This window comes from Rubellimicrobium mesophilum DSM 19309, assembly GCF_000600335.2.
Taxonomy (GTDB): Bacteria; Pseudomonadota; Alphaproteobacteria; order Rhodobacterales; family Rhodobacteraceae; genus Rubellimicrobium; species Rubellimicrobium mesophilum.
Genome location: NZ_KK088626.1, coordinates 1 through 18,602, shown reverse-complemented (window position 1 = coordinate 18,602; position 18,602 = coordinate 1). Strand labels below are relative to the sequence as shown.

Sequence of the window (18,602 nt, the reverse complement as noted above, 5' to 3'; positions counted from 1 at the left end):
GGTGTTTCACGTGAAACGGGATGCGCCCGAGACCTGGGACGTGATCGTGGTGGGCGGCGGCCACGCCGGCTGCGAGGCCGCGCACGCCTCCGCGCGCTCCGGTGCCCGCACGGTCCTTCTCACGCTCAAGCTCGCCTCCGTGGGCGTGATGTCCTGCAACCCGGCCATCGGCGGTCTTGGCAAGGGCCATCTCGTGCGCGAGGTCGACGCGCTCGACGGCATCATGGGCCGCATGGCCGACCGCGCCGGCATCCAGTTCCGCCTCCTCAACCGGTCCAAGGGTCCGGCCGTCCAGGGCCCCCGCACCCAGGCCGACCGCAGGCTCTACCGCGAAGCGGTCCAGGCCGAGCTCGCCGCCACCCCGAACCTGACCCTCGTCGAGGGCGAAGCTGCTGACCTCCTCGTCGAGAACGGCCGCGTTGCCGGTGTCACCCTCGCCGATGGCTCCGAGATCCGCGCCCGCGCCGTGGTCCTGACCACCGGCACCTTCCTCAACGGCGTGATCCATGTCGGCGACCGTTCCCGCCCTGGCGGCCGGGTGGGCGAGCCCCCGTCCAAGGCCCTGGCCGACCGCCTCTACGGCCTCAGCCTGCCCATGGGCCGCCTCAAGACCGGCACGCCTCCGCGCCTCGACGGCCGCACCATCGCCTGGGACCGCCTCGAACGGCAGGAGGGCGACGAGGACCCCGCGATGCTGAGCTTCCTCAGCGAGGCCCCCGTCGTGCCCCAGGTCGCCTGCGGCATCACCCACACCAACGCCCACACGCACGAGATCATCCGCGCGAACCTCGACCGCTCGGCCATGTACGGCGGCCACATCCAGGGCGTGGGCCCCCGTTACTGCCCCTCCATCGAGGACAAGGTCGTCCGCTTCTCCAACAAGGGGAGCCACCAGGTCTTCCTCGAACCCGAGGGCCTCGACGACCCCACCGTCTATCCGAACGGCATCTCCACCTCCCTCCCCGCCGAGGTCCAAGACGCATATGTTCATTCGATCGAGGGCCTGGAACAGGCCGTCATCACCCAGCCCGGCTACGCGATCGAGTACGACTACGTCGACCCGCGGGCGCTCACGCTGTCCCTCGAAGTCAAGGCCCTCCCCGGCCTCCACCTCGCCGGCCAGATCAACGGCACGACGGGCTATGAGGAGGCTGCCGCCCAAGGCCTCGTCGCCGGCCTCAACGCCGCCCGCGCCGCGCAAGGCGAGGCACCGGCCGAGTTCAGCCGCGCCGGCTCCTACATCGGCGTGATGATCGACGACCTGACCTCGCGCGGCGTCACTGAGCCCTACCGGATGTTCACCTCGCGCGCCGAGTTCCGCCTGAGCCTCCGCGTCGACAACGCCGACCAGCGCCTGACCGCGCAAGGTAGGGAGTGGGGCGTCGTCGGCGGTCCTCGCTGGGCTGCCTTCTCCGAGAAGATGGACGCCCTGGAGACCGCCCGCGCGGACCTCCGCGCCTGCCGCTTCACCGCCCGCCGGATCGCCTCCGCCGGCCTCAACCTGAATCCCGATGGCGAGAGCCGCGACGGTCTCCAGACCCTCGCCCTCACCGATGCGACCTGGGACCAACTCGCCACGCTCGACCCCGCGCTGCCCCTGCCCGCGCCAAAGATCCGCGAGCAGCTCAAGCGCGAGGCCCAGTATGCCACCTACCTCGATCGGCAGGAGCGCGACATCGCCCAGCTCAAGCGCGAGGAGGCCACGCGCCTGCCCGCCGATTTCGACTATGCGGCCGTGCCCGGCCTATCCATCGAGCTTCGCCAGAAGCTCGAACGCCACCGCCCGGCCACGCTCCGCCACGCGGCCGAGATCGATGGCATGACGCCCTCAGCCCTCCTTCTCCTCACCGCGCGCCTCAAGAAGCGCCCGGACGGCCTCGCCGCATGACGACGACCCGCGATCTGCCCGGGCTCGACGTCTCCAAGGCGACGCTGGACCTGCTGGAGGCCTTCGAGGCCCTTGCCCGCCGCTGGACCGAGAAGATCAACCTCGTCGCCCCCTCAACGGTCCCCGACCTCTGGACCCGCCACATCGCCGACTCCGCCCAGCTCTGGCCTTTGGCTCCCCAGGCCACCAAGACCTGGGCCGACCTCGGCTCCGGCGGCGGCTTCCCCGGCCTCGTCGTCGCCATCCTTGCGGCCGAAGCCGGCGCCCCGCAGGTCACCCTGATTGAGAGCGACCAGCGCAAATGCGCATTCCTGCGCACCGCCCTGCGTGAGCTCGGCATCAAGGCAACGATCCTCGACCAGCGCGCCGAGGCCGCCCCGCCCCAGCAGGCCGACGTCGTCTCCGCCCGCGCCCTCGCGCCCCTACCGACCCTCCTGCCCCTCGTCGCCCGCCACCTCGCCCCCGGCGGCACCGCGCTCCTCCCCAAGGGCCGCGACCATGCCACCGAGCTCGACGCCGCCCGTGCCGCCGGCTGGACCTTCACGGCCGAGGCGCTCCCAAGCCGCACCGATCCCTCCGCCCGCATCCTGCGCCTGAGGGACCTCACTCATGGCTGAGCCCCGCCGCGCCCCCAAGATCATGGCCGTCGCCAACCAGAAGGGCGGCGTCGGCAAGACCACCACGGCCATCAACCTCGGCGCCGCCCTCGCGCGCCGTGACCGCCGCGTGCTCCTCGTGGACCTCGACCCCCAGGGCAACGCCTCCACCGGCCTCGGCGCCCCGCCCGAGGACCGGCACGTCACCAGCTACGACCTCCTCCTCGGAGAGGCCACGCCGCAGGAGGCCGTGCGCGAGACCACGAGCCCCAACCTCCTCCTCGTCCCCTCGACCTCCGACCTCAGCGCCGCCGACCTTGAGCTCGGCCAGCGCCAGGGCCGCACCCAGCTCCTGCGCGGCGCCCTGCGCCAGCCGCTCATGGCGGACCTCGACCTCGACTACATCCTGATCGACTGCCCGCCCTCGCTGAACATCCTGACGATCAACGCCCTCGTCGCCGCGCAGTCCGTCCTCGTGCCGCTGCAGAGCGAGTTCTTCGCCCTCGAGGGCCTCTCCCAGCTCATGCTGACGATCCGGGAGGTCCGGCAGACCGCGAACCCCTCCCTCCGCATCGAAGGCGTGGCGCTCACCATGGTGGACCGCCGCACCAGCCTCGCCCAGCAGGTCGAGGCCGACGCGCGCGAGAACCTCGGGACCCTCGTGTTCCAGACGGTGATCCCCCGCAACGTCCGCCTCTCCGAGGCCCCGTCACACGCCCAGTCCGTCCTGGACTACGACCCCTCCTCGGCCGGCGCGAACGCCTACCGCGCGCTCGCGGCCGAGCTCCTTGCCCGCGAGACCTGAGTCATGGCCGAGAAACCCCTCCTGAAGCGCGGCCTGGGCCGGGGCCTCTCCGCCCTCATGGCCGACCTCGGCACCGACCTCGCCAAGGAGGCGGAGGCCCCGCCGGTCCCCCGCACCCCCGACCGCATGATGCCGGTTGAGTCCCTGCGCCCCAACCCCGACCAGCCCCGCCGCACCTTCGACCCCGCCGCGCTCGACGACCTCGCCGCCTCCCTCAAGTCCAAGGGCGTCATCCAGCCCCTGATCGTGCGCCCCGACCCTACGGCCCCCGGCGCCTGGCAGATCGTCGCCGGCGAGCGCCGCTGGCGCGCCGCCCAAAAGGCGGGCCTGACGGAGGTCCCGGTGATCGTGCGCGACTACGACGACGCCGAGCTCCTGGAAATCGCCATCATCGAGAACGTCCAGCGCGACGACCTCAACCCCATCGACGAGGGCGCGGCCTACCGCAGCCTCATCGACCGCTTCGGTCACAGCCAGGAGCAGGTGGCCTCCGCCCTCGGCAAGAGCCGCAGCCATGTCGCCAACCAGATGCGCCTCCTGAGCCTCCCCAGGGAGGTGCAGCAGATGGTTGCCGACCGCACGATCAGCGCCGGCCACGCGCGTCCCCTGATCGGCCACCCACGCGCCATCGACCTCGCCCGCCGCATCGCCGAGCGCGGTCTTTCGGCCCGCGACGCCGAGCGGATCGCCAAGACGCCCGCCACCGAAAAGGCGGCCCCTCGCGCCCGTGCCGAGAAGGACGCCGACACCCGCGCCATCGAGGGCGAGCTCTCGGCCGCCCTCAAGATGGCCGTCCGCATCGACCACGGCGCTGCTGGCGAAGGCGGCCGCCTGTCGATCACCTACAAGAACCTGGAACAGCTCGACGACCTGCTGAGCCGTCTCTCGGGTGGCTGAGGCCCCGTCCTCGGCACGCCCGGCTCGCTCGCCGCGACGACACCTGTGCCAAGCCAGCAGGCCGCGCGCGCTGGTCGGAGTGGCCGCATCTCCTACGAGGGGCGCGCCTCCCAGCACCCACGACGCCGTCGAGGCTCAGCGAGCGACCCGGCTTCCAGCGGAGAGGGACGGGGCGCCTATCTCGACCTATTGGAAGCGCCGGCAGGCGTGGATGGCCTGAGCGTCTGGCAGGCCGAGACGTGCATCCCCGGCGGCCCTCCGATCACAGACAAGGGCGGCGTCGGCCCTGAGGGTGGGCTTCGTGGCGCGCGCGCGAATGGCGGGCGCCCCCGGCCGACGCCAACAGGAGAGCGCGGTGCCCTCAGGCCAGCAGCTCCCGCAGCACCGCGTTCAGCACCGGCCGCCCCGCCGCCGTCGTCCGCAGCCGCCCATCCTCGACGGCCACCAGCCCCATCCCGGCCAGCTCCTCGGCCGGGATACCCAGCCCGTCCAGCGCCCCGAGCCGCCCCATCTCCACGCCCTCGCGCAGCCGCAGCCCCATCATCAGCCGCTCCTCGGCGGCCTCCACCTCGGACAGCGCCTCGCGCCCGCTCTCGCCCGAGCCGTCCTCCTCGACCCTCTGGAGCCACCGCCCCGGCGCCCGCTCCGTCTCGACCCCGGTCCTCACGCCCCCGAGCGTCAGCCGCCCATGCGCCCCCGGTCCAACGCCGACCCAGTCGCCGCCCTGCCAGTAGACGAGGTTGTGCCGGCTCTCCTGGCCCTCCGCGGCGTGGTTCGACACCTCATAGGCCGGCAGCCCCGCCGCGTCCGTCAGCCTCTGCGTCACGTCCCACAGGTCCGCCGCCCGATCCTCGTCCGGCAGGTCCCGCAGCTTCCCCGCCGCGAAGCGGTCCCCGAACGCCGTCCCCTCCTCGATGGTGAGCTGGTACAGCGACAGATGCCCCGCCCCGGTCCCGTCGACCAGCCGCAGCGCCTCGGCCAGCTCCGCCTCCCAGGCCTCCGGCGTCTGCCCCTGCCGCGCGTAGATCAGGTCCAGGCTCACCCGCTCGAAGGTCTCCCGCGCGATCCCGAAGGCCGCGACCGCCTCCTCCGTCGAATGTAGCCGGCCGAGCCGCCGCAGGTCCGCGTCGTTCAGCGCCTGCACCCCCAGCGACAGCCGGTTCACCCCCGCCGCGCGATACCCCCGGAACCGCTCCGTCTCGACCGAGGTCGGGTTGGCCTCCATCGTGATCTCGATGTCGTTCGCGAAGCCCCAGGCCGCCCGGGCCGCCCCGATCACCGCCTCGACGGTCTCGGGCTCCATCAGCGACGGCGTCCCCCCGCCCAGGAAGATGGACCGCAGCACCCGCCCCGGCACCTCGCGCGCCGCCCGCGCGATCTCCGCCTCATAGGCCCGCGCCCAGCGGGTCTGGTCGATGCTCCGCGCCACGTGCGAATTGAAGTCGCAATACGGGCACTTGGCCTGGCAGAAGGGCCAGTGGACGTAGAGCGCGAAGCCCCCCGCCTCCCAGTCCTCCCGACGGGCCTCCGCCTCGGGGCGCAGGAGCAGGCCGTCAGCCAAGGCAGGCCGCCTCGAAGGCGCGCGTGGAGTTGCCCCGGTGGCTGAGCCGGTTCTTCTCCTCCGCCGTCATTTCGGCAAAGGTGCGATCCTGCCCCTCGGGCACGAACACCGGGTCATAGCCGTGCCCGAGCGCCCCGCGCGGCGGCCAGACCACCCGCCCCTCGGTGCGCCCCTCAAACACCTCCTCGTGCCCATCCGGCCAGGCCAGCACGAGCACGCTCACGAACCGCGCGGTCCAGGGCTCCGGCGCGCCCGAGGCCAGCAGAGCCTCGTGCGTCCGCGTCATTGCGACCATAAAATCGCGCCCCGAAGGCGTCTCGGCCCAATCCGCCGTCCGCACCCCGGGCGCGCCGTCCAGGGCGTCCACCACGATCCCGGAATCGTCGGCCAGCACCGGCATCCCCAGCGCCTTGGCCGCCGCATGGGCCTTGATCCGGGCGTTGCCCAGGAACGTGTCCTCGGTCTCCTCCGGCTCGGGCAGCGCGTGGTCCTTGAGCGAGGTGATCTCGATCCCCCGCGGCCCGAGGAGCTGCCGCATCTCCTCGAGCTTCCCTTTGTTCCCCGTCGCCACGACGAGCCTGGGGTCCGTCAGCCTCCGCGTCATGCCACCGCTGCCCTCTGCGCCTGCGCCAGCAGGTCGGTGCCCCGCGCGGCCAGGTCAAGGAGCACCGTCATCTGCTCGCGCGAGAAAGTGGCCCCCTCGGCGCTCATCTGCACCTCGATCAGCCGGTCGCCGGTCATCACCACGTTGGCGTCCACGCCCGCCTCGCTGTCCTCGGGATAGTCGAGGTCCAGCACCGGCTGCCCGGCATAGAGCCCCACCGACACCGCCGCCACCGGCGCGGCCAGCGGGTCGCGCTGGATCGCCCCGACCTTGAGCAGCCGGTTCACCGCCAGCCGCAGCGCCACCCAGCCCCCGGTGATCGCCGCGCAGCGCGTGCCCCCGTCCGCCTGGATCACGTCGCAGTCGATGCTGATCTGCCGCTCCCCCAGCGCCACGAGGTCGCACCCCGCCCGCAGGGACCGCCCGATCAGCCGCTGGATCTCCTGCGTCCGCCCCGAGGCGCCGTCGCGCTCGCGCCGCATCCGGGTGTTGGTCGCGCGCGGCAGCATCCCGTATTCGGCCGTCACCCAGCCCTTGCCGGTGTTCTTCAGGAAGGGCGGCACCCGCTCCTCCAGCGACGCCGTGCAGAGCACGTGCGTGTGCCCCACGCGGATCAGGCAGGACCCCTCGGCATGGCGGTTCACGTGAGGCTCGATGGAGAGGGGTCGCAGGGCGTCGGTGGCTCGGCCGGAGGGGCGCATGGAAACTCCTGTGGATGTCGGCCCCGTCCCCTACAGGATGCAGGCCCCAAGGCCAACCCGCCCCTCCGGTTGACGCGGGGCACCCGCTTGCTTACATCCGCCTGCCCCCGGAGGTCCGCCCGCCCCATGTCCAACGGCTCCCTGATCGAGGAGATGAACGACCGCTCGCGCGAGGTCTTCCGCCGCGTGGTGGAAGCCTATCTCGAGACCGGCGCCCCCGTGGGCTCGCGCAGCCTCACCCGCACGCTCTCCGAGCAGGTGAGCGCCGCCACCATCCGAAACGTGATGCAAGACCTCGAGGAGATGGGCCTCCTCGGCCACCCGCACGTGAGCGCGGGCCGCGTCCCCACCCAGGCAGGCCTGCGCCTCTTCGTGGACGGCCTCCTCGAGGTCGGCCCCATGGCCGGTGAGGACCGCGAGCGTCTGGAATCCACCGTCACGGGCCCGCGCCCCGGTGGCGACGTCACGGCGGCCCTCGATCGCGTGGGCGCGGCGCTCTCGGGCCTCACGCGCGGCGCCTCGCTCGTCCTCGCCCCCAAGCGCGACAGCGCCCCCATCCGCCACGTCGAGTTCGTCTCCCTCGGCCCCGACCGCGCGCTCCTCGTCCTCGTCTTCGCCGATGGCCACGTGGAGAACCGCGTCTTCCTCCCGCCCCCCGGCCAGACCCCGTCCTCGATGCGCGAGGCCGCGAACTTCGTGAACGCCCTCGCCTCCGGCCGCACGCTGTCCGAGCTCCACGCCGCCATCTCCCGCGAGATGGAGCACCGTAGGCAGGAGCTCGACGCCCTCGCCCAGGCGATGGTCGAGAGCGGCCTCGCCACCTGGGCCAGCGAGGATCACGGCGCGCCCGAGCGCCTCATCGTCCGAGGCGCCGGCAACCTCCTCCAAAGCCCCGAGGCGCAGGCCGATCTCGACCGCGTCCGCAGCCTCATGGACGACCTGGAGCAGAAGCGCGACATCGCGCAGTTTCTCGAATTGGCCCAGGGCGCCGAGGGCGTCCGCATCTTCATCGGCTCCGAGAACAAGCTCTTCTCGCTCTCGGGCTCGTCCCTCGTCGTGTCGCCCTACATGAACGCCGACCGCACGGTGGTCGGCGCCATCGGCGTCATCGGCCCCACCCGGCTCAACTACGGGCGCATCGTCCCCATCGTGGACTACACCGCCCAGCTCGTGGGCCGCCTCCTCTCCGAACGCACCTGAAGGATTCCCTCCGAATGTCCGACCGACCCGCACCCCCAGGCCGACGACCTCAAGCCCCAGCAGGCCGAGCCCAAGTCCCTCGACGAGCTCGCCGCCGAGGGCGACGAGATGGACGCCGCCGCGCAGCACCTCGAGGAGGAGCTCGAAGGTCTCCGCGCCGAGCACGAGGACATGAGGAACCGCCTGCTCCGCGCCCTCGCCGACGCCGAGAACATGCGCAAGCGCGCCGAGCGCGACCGCAAGGAGGCCGAGCAGTACGGCGGCTCCAAGCTCGCCCGCGACCTGCTGCCCGTCTACGACGCCATGAGCCGTGCGCTGGAGACGGTCACCGAGGAGCAGCGCGCCGCCAACGCCGCCCTCCTCGAGGGCATCGACCTGACGATGCGCGAGCTCGTCAACGTCTTCGGCCGCCACGGCATCAAGGTCGTCACGCCGAAGGTCGGCGACCGCTTCGACCCCGCCGTCCACGAGGCGATGTTCGAGGCCCCCCTCCCCGGCACCCGCGCCGGCGACATCATCCAGATCGCCGCCGAGGGCTTCATGCTCCACGACCGCCTGCTGCGTCCCGCGAAGGTCGGCGTGTCCTCGATGCCGGCGTCCTGAGCGCCCTGCGACCGCTCCGTAGTACTGTAGGATGAGGTGGAGCCCGCCCCCTTGCGGGCGCAACCCACGCGTCGGCTCCGTCCGCGTGGGGCACACCCATCCTGCGCCGATTCCCGCAGGGCGGGCTTCAGCTCGCCATCTCCGGCCGTAGCCGGCGCTTCCTTGGCAGCCAGGGTCGTGGTGGGCTGAAGCCCGCCCTACGGCCTCCCCGCAGGATAGGTGCTTCTCGGTAAAGCCGAGCCTCACCCGTCCCCTGCCAGCCGCTTCAGCTCATAGACCAGCTCCAGCGCCTCGCGCGGGCTCAACTCGTCCGGCCGCACCGTCCCTAGCCGCTCCTCCACCGCCGAGGGCTCCCGCATCACCTCCGGCGCCGCCTGCGCGAACAGCGGCAGCTCGTCCTCCAGGGCCCTCGGCCCCCCCTCGCGCGCCCGCGCCTCCAGAGCCCGCAGCACCGCCTTGGCCCGCGCCACCACCTTCGGCGGCAGCCCCGCAAGCCGCGCCACCTGCACCCCGTAGCTCCGGTCCGCCGCCCCCTCGCGCACCTCATGGAGGAACACGAGGTCGCCGTTCCATTCCGTCGCCGCCACATGGGCGCTGGCCGACCCTGGCAGCCGCGCCGCCAACTCCGCGAGCTCGTGGTAATGCGTGGCAAAGATCGCCCGGCAGCGGCTCACGCCCTCCAGGTGCTCCAGCACAGCCCAGGCGATGCTGAGCCCGTCCCAGGTCGCCGTCCCCCGCCCGATCTCGTCGAGGAGCACCAGCGAGCGGTCATCCGCCCGGTGCAGGATCGCCGCCGTCTCGACCATCTCCACCATGAAGGTGGACCGCCCGCGCGCCAGATCGTCCGAGGCGCCGACGCGCGAGAAGAGCCGGCTCACCAGCCCCATCCTCAGCCGCTCCGCCGGCACGAAGCTCCCCGCCTGCGCCAGCACCGCGAGCAGCGCCGCCTGCCGCAGGTAGGTGCTCTTGCCCCCCATGTTGGGCCCGGTCAGCAGCTTCACCGGCCGCGCCGACAGATCGCAGTCGTTCGCCACGAAGGGCTTGCCCTGTCGCCGCAACGCCGCCTCCACTACCGGATGCCGCCCGCCCCGCACCTCGAAATCCCGCGACTCGTCCAGCACGGGCCGCGTCCACCCCTCCTGCAGCGCGAGGTCCGCGAGCCCCGACGCCACGTCCACCTCCGCGAGCCGCCCCGCGACGCGCGCCAGCCCCGAGGCCTCCGCCAGCACCGCGCTCCGCAGCTCCCCGAAGATGCGCCGCTCGATGGCCAGCGCCTCCTCGCCCGCGTTGAGGAGCCGCGCCTCGGTCTCGCTCAACGCCTGCGTGGCGAAGCGCACCGCCGAGCCCGTCGTCTGCCGATGATGGAACACCGCGTCCAAGGGCGCCCGCCTCAGCTTCTCCGCCTGTGCCGTCGAGACCTCGACCACATAGCCCAGCGTCCCGTTGTGCCGGATCTTGAGCGAGGCCACCCCGGTCCGCTCGGCATACTCCGCCTGCATCCCGGCGATCACCGCCCGCCCCTCGTCCCGCAGCCTGCGGGCCCCGTCGAGGTCCCCCGCGAAGCCCGCCGCCACGAAGCCCCCGTCCCGCGCCAGAGTCGGCGGCGAGGCGACCAGCGCCTCCTCCAGCAGCTCCCGCAGCCCCTCCGGTCCCCAAAGTCCCTCCGCCGCCCCGGCCAGCAGCCCCGGCAGGTCCTCGCCCCCTAGGAGCCCCGCCACCCGTTCCGCGACCCCCAGCGCGTCCCGCAAGGCCCCGAGGTCCCTCGGCCCGCCCCGGTCCAGCGCCAGCCGCGACAGCGCCCGGTCCATGTCCCCGGCCCGCCGCAGCTCCTCCCGCAGGTTGCGCACCAGCCCCGGCCGCTCCACCAGCGCCGCCACCGCGTCGAGTCGCGCCGCGATCACCGACAGCCGCCGCGACGGGGCCGCGAGCCGTGCCTCCAGCAGCCGCGCCCCTCCCGCCGTCACCGTCCGGTCCACGCATCCCAGCAGCGACCCCGCTCGTCCACCTCCCATGGCGCGCGTGACCTCCAAGGACGCCCGCGTCGCCGCGTCGATCTCGACGCAATCCCCCTCGCTCTCCCGCACCGGCGGCGACAGATGCGGCCGCGCCCCCTTCTGCGTGAGGTCGAGGTAGTCGACGAGCGCCCCCATCGCGCCCAACTCCGCCTTCCCGAAGCTCCCGAACCCGTCGAGCGTCGCCACCCCGAACCAGGCCCGCAGCTGCCGCTCGCCCCCGCCCGCCTCGAAGGCCCCCTTCGGCAGGGGCGTCACCTGCGCCCCCGCCTCGCCGGCCACGGCCTCAAGCTCCCGCTCCTGCTCGTCGCAGACCAGGAGCTCCCGGGGCGCGAGCCGCGCCAGCTCCGCCCCCAGGTCCCGCACCGCGCAGGCCTTCACCCCGAAGGCCCCCGTCGAGATGTCCGCCCAGGCCAGCGCCCCCTCGCCTCGCGACCCCGCGAAGGCCGCGAGGAAGTTCGCCCGCCGAGCCTCCAGCAGGGACTCCTCGGTCAGCGTTCCCGGCGTCACCAGCCGCACCACGTCGCGCCTGACGACCGACTTCGACCCGCGCTTCCTGGCCTCCGCCGGGTCCTCGAGCTGCTCCGCGATGGCGACCCGGAACCCCTTGCGGATGAGCTGCAGGAGATACGACTCCGCCGTCCCCACCGGCACCCCGCACATCGGGATGTCCCGTCCAAGGTGCTGCCCCCGCGTGGTCAGCGCGATGTCCAGCGCCTCGGCGGCCCGGGCGGCGTCCTCGAAGAACATCTCGTAGAAGTCGCCCATCCGGTAGAACAGGAGCGCGTCCGGATGCCGCCCCTTGATCTCCAGGTACTGCGCCATCATCGGCGTGACGCCCCTCGAATCTGGGCCCGACACCTCCCCCGACCCGTCCATCGCCCGCTCCCCTCGCATCCCGGCAAGGCTAGGCCCTCGGGCCGCACCTCGCCAGCCCCCGCCGAGGACGGTTGCCCCCGCCGTGACCCTCGCGCAATCTGCCGGGACAACAGGGGGACTCATGCCACGCGCCCGCATCACGCCCGAGGAGGCCCTGGCCTTCCACCGCGAGCCCCACCCGGGCAAGTGGGAGGTCCAGCCGACCAAACCCATGACCACCCAGCGCGACCTGTCGCTGGCCTACTCCCCCGGCGTGGCCCATCCCTGCCTCGCGATCCGCGACGACCCCGGCCTCGCCTACGACCTGACGAACAAGGGCAACCTCGTCGCCGTCATCTCCAACGGCACGGCGGTCCTGGGCCTCGGAAACCTCGGCGCCCTCGCCTCGAAGCCGGTGATGGAGGGCAAGTCCGTCCTCTTCAAGCGCTTCGCCGACATCAACAGCATCGACCTCGAGCTCGCGACCGAGGACGTGGACGCCTTCTGCAACGCCGTCCGCCTCCTCGGCCCCTCCTTCGGCGGCATCAACCTCGAGGACATCAAGGCGCCCGAGTGCTTCGTCATCGAGAGCCGGCTGAAGGAGGAGATGGACATCCCCGTCTTCCACGACGACCAGCACGGGACGGCGGTGATCTGCGCGGCGGGCCTCATCAACGCCCTGCACCTGACCGGGAAGGACCTCAAGGACTGCCGCATCGTCCTGAACGGGGCAGGGGCCGCCGGCATCGCCTGCATCGAGCTCCTCAAGAGCATGGGCGCGGACCCGGCGAACTGCATCACCTGCGACACCAAGGGCGTCATCTACCAGGGCCGCACCGACGGCATGAACCAGTGGAAGTCGGCCCACGCGGTGAAGACCGACCTCCGCACCCTGGAGGAGGCAATGCAGGGTGCCGACGTCTTCCTCGGCGTCTCCGCCAAGGGCGCGGTCACGCCCGAAATGGTGGCCAGCATGGCCCGCGACCCCGTCATCTTCGCCATGGCCAACCCCGACCCCGAGATCACGCCCGAGGAAGCGCAGGCCGTCCGCCCCGACGCCATCGTCGCCACGGGCCGCTCGGACTACCCCAACCAGGTCAACAACGTCCTGGGCTTCCCCTATCTCTTCCGAGGCGCTCTCGACATCCGGGCCCGCGCCATCAACGACGAGATGAAGATCGCCTGCGCCGAGGCCCTGGCCGCGCTCGCCCGCGAGGACGTCCCCGACGAGGTCGCCATGGCCTACGGCCGCAAGCTCGCCTTCGGGCGCGACTACATCATCCCCACCCCCTTCGACCCCCGCCTCATCCACCGCACTCCCCCGGCCGTCGCGGCGGCCGGGATGCGCACCGGCACCGCCCGCAGGGAGATCCCCGACCTCGACGCCTACGCCGCCCAGCTTCGGCAACGGATGGACCCCACCGCCTCGGTCCTGCGCGGCATCCACGCCCGCGCCCGCGCCGCCCAGGCCACCATCATCTTCGCGGAAGGAGACGACCCCCGCGCCCTGCGCGCCGCCGTCAACTACCAGCGCGGCGGCTTCGGCAAGGCACTGGTGGTGGGCCGCGAATCCGACGTGCGCGCGAAGCTGACCGCCGAGGGCCTCGCCGACGCCGTGGGCGAGATCGAGGTCGTCAACGCCGCCAACACGCCCCACCTCGAGACCTACAAAGAGTTCCTCTACAAGCGCCTACAGCGGCGCGGCTTCGACCAGGAGGACATCCACCGCCTCGCCGCGCGGGACCGCCACGTCTTCGCCTCGCTCATGCTGGCGCACGGCCACGGCGAGGGCATGGTGACGGGGGCCACCCGCAAGTCCGCCCATGTCATGGACCAGATCGGCAAGGTCTTCGATGTGGACCTCGCCAGCGGCGCCGTCGGCATCACCGCCGTCCTCCACCGGGGCCGCATCGTCCTCATCGCCGACACGCTGGTGCAGGAATGGCCCGAGGAGCGCGACCTTGCCCTCATCGCCCGGCGCGGCGCCCAGGTCGCCCGCGACCTCGGCCTCACCCCCCGCGTGGCCTTCCTGTCGTTCTCCACCTTCGGCCACCCCGTCTCGGAGCGCGCGACCAAGATGCACATGGCCCCCCGCGTCCTCGACGAGGAGGGCGCCGACTTCGAGTACGAGGGCGAGATGACCGTGGACGTCGCCCTCAACCCCGGGGCCGCCAAGGCCTATCCCTTCTCCCGCCTCACCGGCCCCGCGAACGTCCTCGTCATGCCGGCCCGCCACTCCGCCTCGATCAGCGTCAAGCTCCTGCAGGAGATGGCGGGCGCCACCGTCATCGGCCCGATCCTCGCAGGGGTGGACCGCCCGATCCAGCTCTGCTCCACCGTCGCGACCGCCAACGACATCCTCAACATGGGCCTCCTCGCCGCCGCGCAGGTGGACCGCCAGGGACAGCTCCTGTGACCATCTGGAACCTTGGCGGCCTCCGCTCGCGCCGCACTCGATCTCTCACCTCCCATCGCGTGATCCCATGACCATCTGGAACCTCGGCAGCATCAACGCCGACTACATCTACGCCCTCCCGCACCTGCCCGCTCCCGGCGAGACGCTCGCCGCGCGCACCCTTACGACTGGCCTCGGCGGCAAGGGGGCCAATATGTCGGTGGGCTGTGCCCGGGCAGGCGGCAAGACAGAACACATCGGCGCCCTCGGCCCCGAGGGCGCCTGGATGGCCGACCGCCTCCGCTCCTACGGCGTCGGCACCACCCACATAGCCACCCTCGACGCCCCCTCCGGCCACGCGATCATCGCGGTGGAGGACGGGGGCGAGAATCTCATCCTGGTCTTCCCCGGCACCAACCGCCAGATCCCGCCCGCCCATATCGAAGCCGCCCTCGCCCAGGCCGCCCCCGGCGACTGGTTCCTCACGCAGAACGAGACCAACCACCAGCTCGAGGCCGCCCGCCTCGCCAAGGCGCGCGGCCTGCGCGTCGGCTACGCCGCCGCCCCCTTTGATCCCGCCGCCGTCCAGGCGATGCTCCCCCACGCCGACTTCCTGATCCTGAACGAGGTCGAGGCCGACCAGCTCCGCGACGCCACCGGCACGCCGCTCGGCGAACTCGGCGTCGCCGACGTCATCGTCACGCTCGGCGCCGAGGGCTGCCTCTGGTTCCACGACGGCCGCGAGGAGAGCTTCCCGGCCCTCCGCGTCACCCCCGTGGACACGACCGGCGCCGGCGACACCTTCACCGGCTACATCCTCGCCGCGCTCGACGAGGGGATGCCCATGCCCGACGCCATCCGCCTCGCCACCCGCGCCAGCGCGCTGAAGGTCACGCGCCACGGCGCCGCCGACGCCGTTCCCACCCGCGCGGAGGCCGAGGCCTTCGAGGGAGAAGCCCATGCCTGACGACCACGCCCCGACCCCCCAGGCCCTCGAGGGGGCGGACACCCACGTCACCACCCACCAGGCCGAGGAGGACGCCCGCAACGACTCCATCCTCATCTGGGTCAACGGCCAGCTCCTTCCCCGCGCGCAGGCCACCGTCAGCGTCTACGACTCCGGCTTCATGCTCGGCGACGGCGTCTGGGAGGGCCTGCGCCTCTACGACGGCCGCTGGGCCTTCCTCGACGACCACCTCGACCGCCTGTTCGAGGCCGCGAAGGCCATCGACCTCGACATCGGCCGCACGAGGGAGGAGGTCGCCCAGGCCCTCCTCGACACCCAGGCGGCGAACGGGATGCACACCGACGCCCACGCCCGCCTGATGGTGACGCGCGGCGTGAAGTCCCGCCCCTTCCAGCACCCCTCCCTGAGCCGCTCCGGCCCCACCATGGCCATCATCATGGAGCATTCGCGCCCCAACGCCCCGCGCCCGATCCGCCTTGCCACGGTCCCGCACCTGAGAGGCTTGCCCATGACGCAGGACCCCAAGCTCAACTCGCACAGCAAGCTCAACTGCATCCTCGCCTGCATCGCGGCCGAGAAGGCCGGCGCCGACGAGGCGCTGATGCTCGACGTCCATGGCTTCGTGAACACGACCAACGCCTGCAACTTCTTCATCGTCCGCAAGGGCGAGGTCTGGACCAGCACCGGCGACTACTGCATGCCCGGCATCACCCGCGCCAAGGTCATCGACCTCTGCCGCGCCCACGGCATCCCAGTCCACCAGAAGAACTTCTCCCTCGTGGAGACCTACTCCGCCGACGAGGCCTTCCTCACCGGCACCTTCGGCGCCCAGACCCCGGTGGGCATGATCGACGGCCGCACCATCGGCACCGGCCAGATGGGCCCCGTGACGGCGCGCCTCCGCGACCTCTACAAGGCGCTGGTCGGCGCATGAACTTCTGCGCCGCCATCGCCCCGGGGCATCCCAGGCCATGACCCTCCGTATCGCCATGTGGTCGGGGCCGCGCAACCTCTCGACGGCCCTGATGTACAGCTTCGCCGCCCGGGGCGACTGCGCCGTCTGGGACGAGCCCTTCTACGCCGCCTACCTCCGCCTCACCGGCATCCCCCACCCGATGCGCGACGAGATCATCGCCGCCCACGACGCGGACCCCACGTCCGTGGCAACGGCCTGCACCAAGGACCGCCCCGAGCCGCTGTTCTATCAGAAGCACATGACGCTCCACATGGTCGCGGGCGTCCCTCGCGACTGGATGCGCCATGTCACCAACGTCTTCCTGATCCGCCACCCCGCCCGGGTCGTGGCCTCCTATGCCCGCAAGCGCGAGGCCCCCACCTTCGACGACCTCGGGTTTCGCGCGCAGGCCGACCTCTTCGACGAGGTCGCCCGATGGCTCGGCCACCCACCTCCCGTCGTCTCCGCCGAGGCCGTCCGCGCGAACCCCCGCGCCACCCTCGCCCGCCTCTGCGACGCCCTCCACATCCCCTTCACCGACCGGATGCTCTCCTGGCCTCCCGGCCCCAAGCCCTACGACGGCGCCTGGGCGCCGCACTGGTACAACGCCGTCCACGCCTCCACCGGCTTCGACGCCGCCGAGGGCCCGCTCCCGACCCTCCCGCCCGACTACCAGCGCCTTGCTGACCAGGGGCTGCCCCACTACGAGCGCCTTCTCCGTCATGCGTAGGGCGGGCTTCAGCCCGCCACCTTGCATCACGGCGGGTCGAACCGCGCTTCAGACCCGTCCAAAGGCGGCACTCCCGTGAGAACACGCCGAAATGGAAAAGGGCGGGGTCTCCCCCGCCCTCCAACGTCCCTAGCCTCGGACGCGCCTCAGGCGCATCACCCGCTCAGCCCTTCGTCCGCGCGTTCCGCACCGCCACCAGCCGCAGCCGCAGCGCGTTGAGCCGGATGAACCCTTCGGCGTCCTTCTGGTCGTAGGCGCCCGCGTCCTCCTCGAAGGTCACGTGCTTCTCGGAATAGAGCGACTGGTCCGACCACCGCGCCACCGTCCGCACCGACCCCTTGTAGAGCTTCACCCGCACCGTCCCGGTGACGTGCTCCTGGCTCTTGTCGATCAGCGCCTGCAGCATCTCCCGCTCGGGCGAGAACCAGAAGCCGTTGTAGATCAGCTCCGCGTAGCGCGGCATGATCGAGTCCTTGAGGTGACCCGCGCCTGCGTCCAGGGTGATCTGCTCGATCCCCCGATGCGCCTCCAGCAGGATCGTCCCGCCGGGCGTCTCGTAGACTCCGCGCGACTTCATCCCCACGAAGCGGTTCTCCACGAGGTCCAGCCGCCCGACCCCGTGCCGGCCGCCGATCTCGTTCAGCCGCGTCAGGATCGTCGCGGGCGACATCCGCTCCCCGTTGATCGAGACTGCATCCCCGCGCTCGAACCCGATCTCCACCAGCTCCGCCCGGTCCGGCGCCGCCTCGGGGTCCACGGTCCGCTGGTAGACGTAGGCGGGCGCCTCCTCCGCCGGGTTCTCCAGCACCTTCCCCTCGGACGAGGTGTGCAGCAGGTTCGCGTCCACCGAGAACGGCGCCTCGCCCCGCTTGTCCTTGGCGATCGGGATCTGGTTCGCCTCCGCGAACTCCAGCAGCTTGGTGCGCGAGGTCAGGTCCCAGAGCCGCCACGGCGCGATCACCTTGAGCGCGGGATTCAGCGCCGCCACACCCAGCTCGAACCGCACCTGGTCGTTGCCCTTGCCCGTGGCCCCGTGCGCCACGGCATCGGCCCCGGTTTCGGCCGCGATCTCCGCCAGCCGCTTGGCGATCAGCGGCCGCGCGATCGAGGTCCCGAGCAGATACAGCCCCTCGTAAAGCGCGTTCGCCCGGAACATCGGGAAGACGAAGTCCCGCACGAACTCCTCGCGCAGATCCTCGATGTGGATGTTCTCGCTCTTGATCCCCAGCAGCTCCGCCTTCTTCCGCGCGGGCTCCAGCTCCTCGCCCTGGCCCAGGTCGGCGGTGAAGGTCACGACCTCGCAGCCGTACTCCGTCTGGAGCCACTTCAGGATGATCGAGGTGTCGAGCCCGCCGGAATAAGCGAGGACGACCTTCTTGGGCGCGGGGGCGGTCATGGCGGGGCTCCGTGAGGTATTGCCGGGGCCCCTAGCGGGTTTCGCCCGGACCGGCAAGCGAGGGCCCCACGACCGGCGCCCCGAGCCGGCGCGATCCCGGCCCCGTCCCCCTCGCGGAGGCGGGGCCTGAGCTTCGGGAGCGGATCGGGCCGACCTCGGCGACGGCCAGCTCCCCCGAGTCACGCCCTGATTCGGCGCGATGCCTGGACGGATCGAACCCCACCCCGAGGAGGCGACGCAACACCCCGGCCCGAGCGGTTTGCGAGCTGGATCAGAGCCTTGCCCCCGGGGTGTTGCGTCGCCCCACCCCCCACCGAACGCCCCGTATACGGCTCGTTAACCTCTCTCGCCCATCCTGGCCCGCATCAGGAGCGCCGCCCCGCGACGCCTCCCCCCCGGCCCGCTCACGACCTCAGAGCAGGAGAGCGCTTGCG

At 72.1% G+C, this 18,602-nt stretch carries 15 protein-coding genes; 10 read left to right on the top strand and 5 right to left on the bottom strand.

Annotation, left to right across the window (positions count from 1 at the left end):
- Position 1 precedes the first annotated feature (1 nt).
- Genes mnmG through RUMESO_RS21625 form a run of 4 tightly spaced genes read left to right on the top strand, consistent with a single transcriptional unit; the run spans position 2 to position 4,186 of the window.
- Positions 2 to 1,888: a tRNA uridine-5-carboxymethylaminomethyl(34) synthesis enzyme MnmG gene (gene mnmG, locus RUMESO_RS21640; protein ID WP_037283654.1), complete on the top strand. Its 1,887-nt coding sequence runs from the start codon at positions 2 to 4 to the stop codon at positions 1,886 to 1,888.
- Positions 1,885 to 2,505 carry a 16S rRNA (guanine(527)-N(7))-methyltransferase RsmG gene (rsmG, locus tag RUMESO_RS21635; protein ID WP_037283648.1) on the top strand — a complete coding sequence of 207 codons (621 nt, stop codon included), beginning with the start codon at positions 1,885 to 1,887 and terminating at the stop codon, positions 2,503 to 2,505. Before mnmG ends, rsmG begins: the two co-directional genes overlap by 4 nt.
- Positions 2,498 to 3,289 (top strand): ParA family protein, encoded by a 792-nt coding sequence (locus RUMESO_RS21630; RefSeq protein ID WP_037283645.1) that lies wholly within the window; start codon positions 2,498 to 2,500, stop codon positions 3,287 to 3,289. The genes rsmG and RUMESO_RS21630 overlap by 8 nt, the downstream gene beginning before the upstream one ends.
- A gap of 3 nt (positions 3,290 to 3,292) precedes the next feature.
- The gene (locus RUMESO_RS21625; RefSeq protein WP_037283643.1) at positions 3,293 to 4,186 is read left to right on the top strand and encodes a ParB/RepB/Spo0J family partition protein; all 894 of its coding nucleotides are present in this window, start codon (positions 3,293 to 3,295) and stop codon (positions 4,184 to 4,186) included.
- A 361-nt stretch (positions 4,187 to 4,547) separates the two neighbouring features.
- On the opposite strand, the gene hemW is transcribed toward RUMESO_RS21625, so the two are convergent.
- The 3 genes from hemW to rph are packed head-to-tail and all read right to left on the bottom strand — an operon-like array spanning position 4,548 to position 7,052.
- On the bottom strand, positions 4,548 to 5,747 hold the full coding sequence (gene hemW, locus RUMESO_RS21620) for a radical SAM family heme chaperone HemW (RefSeq protein ID WP_245639378.1): 1,200 nt from the start codon (positions 5,745 to 5,747) through the stop codon (positions 4,548 to 4,550).
- Positions 5,740 to 6,351, bottom strand: a complete 612-nt coding sequence (gene rdgB, locus RUMESO_RS21615; RefSeq protein ID WP_037283641.1) for an RdgB/HAM1 family non-canonical purine NTP pyrophosphatase — start codon at positions 6,349 to 6,351, stop codon at positions 5,740 to 5,742. The genes hemW and rdgB overlap by 8 nt, the downstream gene beginning before the upstream one ends.
- Positions 6,348 to 7,052 carry a ribonuclease PH gene (rph, locus tag RUMESO_RS21610; protein WP_037283640.1) on the bottom strand — a complete coding sequence of 235 codons (705 nt, stop codon included), beginning with the start codon at positions 7,050 to 7,052 and terminating at the stop codon, positions 6,348 to 6,350. Before rph ends, rdgB begins: the two co-directional genes overlap by 4 nt.
- 126 nt (positions 7,053 to 7,178) lie before the next feature.
- Here rph and hrcA point away from each other — a divergent pair, with 126 nt between their 5' ends.
- Together hrcA and RUMESO_RS21600 are read left to right on the top strand one after the other, a co-directional pair.
- The gene (gene hrcA, locus RUMESO_RS21605) at positions 7,179 to 8,252 is read left to right on the top strand and encodes a heat-inducible transcriptional repressor HrcA (protein ID WP_037283639.1); all 1,074 of its coding nucleotides are present in this window, start codon (positions 7,179 to 7,181) and stop codon (positions 8,250 to 8,252) included.
- 108 nt (positions 8,253 to 8,360) lie between these two features.
- Positions 8,361 to 8,855, top strand: a complete 495-nt coding sequence (locus tag RUMESO_RS21600) for a nucleotide exchange factor GrpE (protein WP_051521594.1) — start codon at positions 8,361 to 8,363, stop codon at positions 8,853 to 8,855.
- Positions 8,856 to 9,097: 242 nt separating this feature from the next.
- Here the strand turns inward: RUMESO_RS21600 and mutS are convergent, their stop codons facing one another.
- Positions 9,098 to 11,746: a DNA mismatch repair protein MutS gene (gene mutS, locus RUMESO_RS21595; RefSeq protein ID WP_037283638.1), complete on the bottom strand. Its 2,649-nt coding sequence runs from the start codon at positions 11,744 to 11,746 to the stop codon at positions 9,098 to 9,100.
- Positions 11,747 to 11,867: 121 nt separating this feature from the next.
- Between mutS and RUMESO_RS21590 the strand changes: the two genes are divergently transcribed.
- The 4 genes from RUMESO_RS21590 to RUMESO_RS21575 all read left to right on the top strand — a co-directional run bounded on the left by RUMESO_RS21590 (position 11,868) and on the right by RUMESO_RS21575 (position 16,772).
- Entirely contained in the window at positions 11,868 to 14,141 is a 2,274-nt protein-coding gene (locus RUMESO_RS21590) for an NADP-dependent malic enzyme (RefSeq protein WP_037283637.1), read from the top strand.
- 67 nt (positions 14,142 to 14,208) lie between these two features.
- A complete protein-coding gene (locus RUMESO_RS21585; protein WP_037283636.1) occupies positions 14,209 to 15,087 on the top strand; it encodes a ribokinase in 879 nt (292 codons plus the stop codon).
- Positions 15,080 to 16,021, top strand: a complete 942-nt coding sequence (locus RUMESO_RS21580; RefSeq protein ID WP_051521593.1) for a D-amino acid aminotransferase — start codon at positions 15,080 to 15,082, stop codon at positions 16,019 to 16,021. Before RUMESO_RS21585 ends, RUMESO_RS21580 begins: the two co-directional genes overlap by 8 nt.
- A gap of 37 nt (positions 16,022 to 16,058) precedes the next feature.
- Complete coding sequence (locus tag RUMESO_RS21575) at positions 16,059 to 16,772, top strand: sulfotransferase-like domain-containing protein (RefSeq protein WP_483826441.1); 714 nt, start codon at positions 16,059 to 16,061, stop codon at positions 16,770 to 16,772.
- 163 nt (positions 16,773 to 16,935) lie between these two features.
- Here the strand turns inward: RUMESO_RS21575 and RUMESO_RS21570 are convergent, their stop codons facing one another.
- On the bottom strand, positions 16,936 to 18,168 hold the full coding sequence (locus RUMESO_RS21570) for an argininosuccinate synthase (RefSeq protein ID WP_037283631.1): 1,233 nt from the start codon (positions 18,166 to 18,168) through the stop codon (positions 16,936 to 16,938).
- Positions 18,169 to 18,602: the final 434 nt, after the last annotated feature.

Excerpts from the sequence above, each read along its gene's own strand:
- RUMESO_RS21630 (WP_037283645.1), top strand. The coding sequence starts at position 2,498 with ATGGCTGAGCCCCGCCGCGCCCCCAAGATCATGGCCGTCGCCAACCAG.
- rph (WP_037283640.1), bottom strand. The coding sequence starts at position 7,052 with ATGCGCCCCTCCGGCCGAGCCACCGACGCCCTGCGACCCCTCTCCATC.
- rsmG (WP_037283648.1), top strand. The coding sequence starts at position 1,885 with ATGACGACGACCCGCGATCTGCCCGGGCTCGACGTCTCCAAGGCGACG.
- rdgB (WP_037283641.1), bottom strand. The coding sequence starts at position 6,351 with ATGACGCGGAGGCTGACGGACCCCAGGCTCGTCGTGGCGACGGGGAAC.
- RUMESO_RS21575 (WP_483826441.1), top strand. The coding sequence starts at position 16,059 with ATGACCCTCCGTATCGCCATGTGGTCGGGGCCGCGCAACCTCTCGACG.
- RUMESO_RS21570 (WP_037283631.1), bottom strand. The coding sequence starts at position 18,168 with ATGACCGCCCCCGCGCCCAAGAAGGTCGTCCTCGCTTATTCCGGCGGG.
- RUMESO_RS21585 (WP_037283636.1), top strand. The coding sequence starts at position 14,209 with ATGACCATCTGGAACCTCGGCAGCATCAACGCCGACTACATCTACGCC.
- RUMESO_RS21625 (WP_037283643.1), top strand. The coding sequence starts at position 3,293 with ATGGCCGAGAAACCCCTCCTGAAGCGCGGCCTGGGCCGGGGCCTCTCC.
- mutS (WP_037283638.1), bottom strand. The coding sequence starts at position 11,746 with ATGGACGGGTCGGGGGAGGTGTCGGGCCCAGATTCGAGGGGCGTCACG.
- hrcA (WP_037283639.1), top strand. The coding sequence starts at position 7,179 with ATGTCCAACGGCTCCCTGATCGAGGAGATGAACGACCGCTCGCGCGAG.
- RUMESO_RS21590 (WP_037283637.1), top strand. The coding sequence starts at position 11,868 with ATGCCACGCGCCCGCATCACGCCCGAGGAGGCCCTGGCCTTCCACCGC.
- RUMESO_RS21600 (WP_051521594.1), top strand. The coding sequence starts at position 8,361 with ATGGACGCCGCCGCGCAGCACCTCGAGGAGGAGCTCGAAGGTCTCCGC.
- RUMESO_RS21580 (WP_051521593.1), top strand. The coding sequence starts at position 15,080 with ATGCCTGACGACCACGCCCCGACCCCCCAGGCCCTCGAGGGGGCGGAC.